The sequence below is a fragment of the Cupriavidus consociatus genome, from assembly GCF_017814975.1.
Lineage (GTDB): Bacteria > Pseudomonadota > Gammaproteobacteria > Burkholderiales > Burkholderiaceae > Cupriavidus > Cupriavidus consociatus.
The window spans coordinates 1-6046 of the sequence record NZ_JAGIQA010000082.1; the positions used below are offsets into that span (position 1 = coordinate 1).

5 protein-coding genes and 3 pseudogenes are annotated in these 6046 nt (G+C 58.4%); 1 reads left to right on the plus strand and 7 read right to left on the minus strand.

The features are described from left to right. Positions 1–458 precede the first annotated feature (458 nt). Positions 459–584, plus strand: a pseudogene (locus tag J8I82_RS38890) (IS110 family RNA-guided transposase); the annotation flags it as partial. Here J8I82_RS38890 and J8I82_RS37090 read toward each other — a convergent pair. From J8I82_RS37090 to J8I82_RS37120, 7 genes and pseudogenes are all read right to left on the minus strand, one after another. Next, positions 577–819, minus strand: a pseudogene (locus tag J8I82_RS37090) (IS110 family RNA-guided transposase); the annotation flags it as partial. The pseudogenes J8I82_RS38890 and J8I82_RS37090 sit on opposite strands and share 8 nt — an antisense overlap. A gap of 412 nt (positions 820–1231) precedes the next feature. Then, complete coding sequence (gene ilvB / locus J8I82_RS37095) at positions 1232–2992, minus strand: biosynthetic-type acetolactate synthase large subunit (RefSeq protein ID WP_209765547.1); 1761 nt, start codon at positions 2990–2992, stop codon at positions 1232–1234. Positions 2993–3343: 351 nt separating this feature from the next. Then, complete coding sequence (locus J8I82_RS37100) at positions 3344–3481, minus strand: transposase domain-containing protein (RefSeq protein ID WP_209765549.1); 138 nt, start codon at positions 3479–3481, stop codon at positions 3344–3346. After that, the gene (tnpC, locus tag J8I82_RS37105; protein ID WP_209765551.1) at positions 3481–4677 is read right to left on the minus strand and encodes an IS66 family transposase; all 1197 of its coding nucleotides are present in this window, start codon (positions 4675–4677) and stop codon (positions 3481–3483) included. Before tnpC ends, J8I82_RS37100 begins: the two co-directional genes overlap by 1 nt. Before the next feature lie 70 nt (positions 4678–4747). Next, positions 4748–5068 carry an IS66 family insertion sequence element accessory protein TnpB gene (tnpB, locus tag J8I82_RS39260; protein ID WP_280908715.1) on the minus strand — a complete coding sequence of 107 codons (321 nt, stop codon included), beginning with the start codon at positions 5066–5068 and terminating at the stop codon, positions 4748–4750. A gap of 60 nt (positions 5069–5128) precedes the next feature. Further along, complete coding sequence (gene tnpA, locus J8I82_RS37115) at positions 5129–5470, minus strand: IS66-like element accessory protein TnpA (RefSeq protein WP_209765555.1); 342 nt, start codon at positions 5468–5470, stop codon at positions 5129–5131. Between the two features lie 285 nt (positions 5471–5755). Beyond that, positions 5756–5881: pseudogene (locus J8I82_RS37120) on the minus strand (transposase domain-containing protein); the annotation flags it as partial. Between the last annotated feature and the right edge of the window lie 165 nt (positions 5882–6046).

Genomic DNA, 6046 nt, shown 5'->3' on the forward strand with positions numbered 1-6046 from the left:
GTAACGAGCCACTTCTCTCTCTTATCGCCCCCAGGGTTCAAATTCTATCGGGGCGACATCTATTCTGCCGCGGGGGGTGTGGCCTTAGGTGTCGAAGCTTTGCAAATCTGATCGGGCGCATATAACGAGTCCGTTAGACCGGTTTATGAACACATCGGGTCCTTTACTCTGTCATTAGGCGAAACCCGCCGCGCACGCCGGCCGCACCATGTCTGCGGCGCTCATCCTGGGCGCACACGTGTGTCGCCTCGTCGGATCGCGTTCTCTGCGCTTTGGCAGTGAGCCTTCTATGAGAGCGAGGGTGTCAACCCCCGATCCAGCATGGATTCCAGTATAGGGATGTCTGGCGCGATACTCTCTCCTTGCAAGCCAATACTTTTCGTTCGCGGGGACTGAAGTGGCGCCGAAATTGAGGTCGGGGTCTCTCAGTGTCGGGCTTGCTGCCCGGACTACATTCTTGTTACGTCGTCGTTGCCGCGAGCATTCCGGTCGCACGCCACAGGCGGCGCCCGAAGACGGATCGCCTGGATGCCATCAAGCTCGTGCTCAACCTACGCGCATGGCAGCACGGCGAGCGCGACCGGCCTCGTAGCAACTGCGCACCGGGGCTTGCGGCGCCAGGCCGCAGTGAGCCTTGGCCTTGGCGATCACTTGCAAGACTGCATTCAGGTCACCAGCGCCCAGCGTATGCCGGCTCGGTCCAAGCTCGTCGCCTAGCGACTGCTTCCAGCTCTTGTCGCTCAGTTCGAAAGCCATGTACAGCCAGCCGGTGATCGTCGTATTCTGCCCGTGAAGGGCTGTGTCAGGCATCGTGTTTATTTGCGTGCTCCTTTGGAGAAACGAAACTGCGAATCTTCGTTTTACTCCAGGGCTTACCTCCCGCGGCCCTTCATATCTATCGGTTGAGATTTGCCAATTCACCTGTGTCGAGGTAGGGAGGTAGTCGTCCTAACCGCCTCGGCGACGATTTCCCGTCAGCAGCTCACCAAAGAGGTGGTAGAGATTCTCACCGTCGTGTTGAGATGCTGATGCTGGTATATAGTCACGCTGACTGCGACGAGCATCCTCACGCAACCGAGGAAACCTCCACGTTCACAACATGTTGCCGTGACATATAATTCGGGCACGGCGCGATGGTCAGCCGTACAGACCTCGTGGGGCGAGGCCGTCCTCCAAAAATCTATGAAAAGGCAATCCTGGATGAGGACTTTGGAATTGCCTGCCCGTTCTGTTAGCTATTGATCGGCTCGTTTGCGATTAGCATCATGTCTAAACCGTGACCACCTCGAATCATCGGCCACACATTTTCAGATGGGTCCACGTGAATGTCCAAAAACACAGTGCGCTTCTTCTCCGCAATGGCATCACGCAGTGCAGTTTCCACTTCATTTTTGGACCGCACCGTAAATCCAATATGGCCGTATGCCCGGGCTAAAGCTGGGAAGTCCGGCAGCGCGTCCATGTATGATTGGCTATAACGCTGCTCATATTCCACGTGCTGAAGTTGTTTTACCATCCCGAGATAACCATTATTTAGGCAAATAATCTTCACGGGCAAATCGTATTGCTTGCACGTGGACAGCTCCTGAATGCACATCTGTATGGACCCATCACCCGTGATTGCGAAAACTTCTCGTTGAGGGAAGGCTTGTTTAGCACCCATGGCATAAGGCAGTCCAACTCCCATAGTTCCAAGCCCACCAGAATTTAACCATTGACGAGGCGCAGAGAACCGGTAATGCTGCGCTGCCCACATTTGATGTTGGCCCACATCGGAGCAGACCATTGCATCGCTCGGTGCAATTCGCCGCAGCGTCTCAATGACATATTGCGGCTTTATTGAATCACTGCGCAGGTCATAGGCGAGGCATCGCTTCGATCGCCACTCTTCGATGGTGGCCCACCAAGCCCCGTGGTCATTTCGCGGAATGCCTGCTTCTCCTAGCGCCCCGACCAACCGTCGCAGGACACGACGGGCATCCCCGACGATAGGAACCGTCGGCTTCACCCGCTTTCCGATAGTTGTCGGGTCAATATCAATGTGAATAATCTGACGAGGAGTAGAGCAGAAATGCTCGACGTTTCCGATAACACGATCGTCGAATCGAGCGCCTACAGCGAGGAGGACATCGCATTCTTGCATGGCTCGGTTGGCTTCATAGGTGCCGTGCATTCCGGGCATGCCAAGATAGCGTCTGTCGGTCCCGGGGAATGCGCCAAGGGCCATGAGAGTGGTGGTGACGGGTGCGTTGATTAGTGCGGCGAGCTCCAGAATTTCCCCGGAAGCTTTTGCTGCGATCACGCCGCCGCCGACATAGAGATACGGGCGGTGAGCCTCCTTAAGAAGACGGGCAGCATGACGGATTTGCCCCTCGTGGCCTTCTGCAGCGGGTCGATAGGAACGGATATCGACCGTATTGGGATACTCGAAAGCTCCCGAACTGAGCGAAACATCCTTTGGAATGTCGACAAGTACCGGTCCCGGGCGGCCGGTGCGTGCAAGATGAAAGGCCTTCTTAAGAATCTGAGGAAGGCTCTTGACGTCAGTTACCAGATAGTTATGCTTCACTACGGGCCGCGTTATTCCCACTGCATCGCATTCCTGGAACGCATCTTCTCCTATCATGGATTGCGGAACGTTGCCCGATAGAATCACTAATGGTATGGAGTCAAAGTACGCAGTTGCAATGCCGGTCACTGCGTTCGTGACCCCCGGGCCTGAAGTCACAAGAGCAACTCCAACATTACCAGTCGCCCGCGCGTAACCATCTGCGGCATGAACCGCAGCTTGCTCGTGGCGAACGAGTAAATGGCGAAGTGTTGATTGCCTCGCAATGGCGTCGTAAATTGGCAAGACCGCGCCCCCCGGGTAACCCCATACACTTCGCACGCCTTCTTTCAATAGCGCTTCGACGATCATTTCGGCACCGCTCAATATTCGCGGTTGTAAGGTGGAGGTTCGCGGGCAAAAGTCGGGAGAAGGGCGATTCATTGCGTAGGTTCCAGTTACTCTCTTAGTATCCATGAATCATTCTATTTGGTCGTGACCGGTATTAGGGCCCAAACATGGTCCTGATGCTGAGGCAATTAAGCGTAATATGCTGCGCGCCCTGCCTCTCACAGGAGAACATGCTGAGCGCGGTTGCAGGAGTGTCCGAGCCTGGCGGATTCAATCCCATGGCTGCTTGCGACATGAGTTGCCTCGCGCCCAATGCTGAAATCATTTGTCACGTATGAGGACCACGACCTGCGCGCCAAGGAACGAGCAAATCCGCAACAGCAGCGTAAGCGTCTCGCCGTCCCACGTTGCCGGTTAAGAGCGATTGTGAGAGAGCAGACGCGGTCAGCGTGCGGGATGCCAGTTGTGGGGAAGCAGCTCGTCGATGCGGCTGTTCAGGTGGGTAGGCAGGCGGGTCAACACGTCATTGAGGTAGGCCCACGGATCGTGCCCGTTGAGCTTGGCTGATTGCACCAGGCTCATCACGCCAGACGTTGCTCGCTGCTCATGGTGGCGAGCTCCCGCTCAAGACGGTAGATCTGCGCAATGCGACGCATTGCCTCTGGCGTGACCGTGCTGCTGCCCTGGTTTCGTAGCAGTTCGTCGTACCGACGCCGGGCATGGGCCAGGCATCCCGCGGCTATGCGACCGGGGTGCGCTTGCAACACGCTGTCATAGGCAGCGTATTCGTCGCGCACCAGCGTACCTTGCCAACATCTCTCGTTGCCGTCTTCACTGGTACCTCCCAGGAAGGCAATCGGGTACTGCGCGCCTCGACCAATACAGAAGTCGTAGATCACGCCCCGTTGTGGGTCGAACATGCCACGCGAATAGGCCCAGACGTAGGCTCGCTTGGTCTTGCCGGCTCCCGGGTCGAGCATCGCCACCGGCGTCTCGTCGGCGTGCAGAACCCTTGCTGCAAGTATGAAGCGCTTGTGCGCTTCATAGAGCGGCTCCAGTGCTGCACCAGCGCGCCCGGACCAGGCAGCCAGTGTGGAGCGCGGCGTGCGTACGCCCGAGCGGGCGTTGATCGTCTCCTGCCGGTAGTACGGCAGGTGGTCAACGAAGCGGCTGATCAGCGTGTGCGCGACCAGGCCGGCTGCTGGCAGGCCACCGTCGATGATTTGCGGTTCAACAGGCTCTTGCACCAGGCGCTGGCAGCATCGGCAGGCCCACTTGCCATAGATGTGGCGGTGCACGAAGAACTCCGCCGGCATGATATCCAGCTTCTCGCTAACGTCCTCACCCACGCGTACCATGGTCCGTCCACAGCCCGGTGTTGGGCAGTGAGTATCCTCGGATTCGTGGTGATGCTCGACTCGGCGCAGGTGGGCTGGCAGTGGCTGGCGACGGGGCTTGCGCTTGGACTTGGTGTTGTCTTCAACAGAGAGCTCGCCCTTGGCCTGCTGCAACTGCGCTTGCAGACTGGCCTCGTCCTCGGCCACGTTCTCCTCGAACAGGCGGCGCTGCTCGGCGCTCATCGCCTCGGTCTTGGCCCCGAACTTCCAGGCCTTGAGTCGCGCCAGCTCGAAGGTGATCTTCTCGATCTTGACGTCCTTGAGCTTGATCTCGCGTTCCTGCTGCTGGATGTGTGGGAGCATCTGCTGCGCCAGTGCCAGGACGTCCTCGGGCGCGAGGTCCTGAAGGCCTTGGTCTTGTATTTGGCGCAGGTTCAGCATGGAACCATCCTGCCTGCCACCGGGCACTAACGCCATACGGATTTATGCTGTCAACGCGCCGTGATCATCGTCATATCCGCGTAATGGCGCGCAGGTCCTCGAGGCGCTGCCAAGGCAAGCCGAGGATCAGGGCGTCGAACTGCGCCTGCGTCAGTTGTGCGCCGATGGCGCCGACCTGTACGGCAGGCCAGGCAAAGCGTCCCTGGTTGAGGCGGCGCGCGGCGCACCATACGCCAAAGCCGTCATGCACCAATAGCTTCATGCGCGTGTGGCGAGCATTCGCAAACAAGTAGGCGTGATGTGACTGGGCTGACCTGGACCACGCGCGCCAGCAGCCGCTCGCTTCCGGCGCGCATGTCGATGGGCTCGACGGCCAACCACAGCGCGTCAATGCGGATCATTGCAACCAGTCCCGAAGCAGTTGGGCACATTGCTGTGCCGCTGACAGAGGTCAGTGCACAACCAGCGTGCAGCCTGGGCGCTGGATCTCTATGCGGATGGTCTCCGGCGTTGCAGCCGCCGGCGTGTTACACGGCAGCACCTCATCTGTGACTGCAGGCAGGGCTTCGACCTGCAGCGGAACAAACGCATGGCCCTCGCTCAGCGCAGTCAGCATCTGCCGCTGACGTTCCTCGCGCATCCATCGGTGCACCATGTTCGGGTTCAGCCCGTGGCTGAGCGCAACCCCCGCGACCGAAGCTCCTGCCTGGCGAACCTGTTCCAGGACCATGGCCTTGAATTCGGCGCTGTACTCCCGCCGGCGCGGCCGCTCAACTGTCGACACTTTATCCATCGTCTCCACGATCCTCCTTCGTGGGGACGATGCTTAATCGCTTCAATCGATTCAAGGTGGAAGAACTGGTCGCTTACACAGCAGCTCACGGCCGAAGCGCAGCAACCGATTCCTTGTCAACAACCGGTCGGCCGCCGCAATCGATAGGGGAGAAGTACCCGGTTTACTCATAACCGGGTCTTGGTAGGCGGTTCATATGCGTATGTTCAGATTTGCCGGCTTGAGCGCTCAACCAGCATCGCCTGAGCCTCATGTGACAACGTTTCGGGAATCTTCAGCGCCGCGTTACTGTGCCGTGAGTTGGCAGCGATGTGGCAGGAGTTCTTCGAGGCGACTGGCGGGCTGCATTGGCAGCCAGGCGAGGACGTCCTTGAGATAGGGGTAGGGATCGTGACCGTTCAGCTTGGCCGAGCCGCCCGAAGAACTATGCCGAGCAGTGATCGAGGCAACTCGCTGCAGTCGCGTACTAGTACAACATCCCGTAAGTAGGTTGAATAAGTAATCGCCTCCGATATCATGTCGGGATGAGCCGAGGTCGACATGCAACGCCAGTAAAACTGGGGAAGAAAGAAAGGC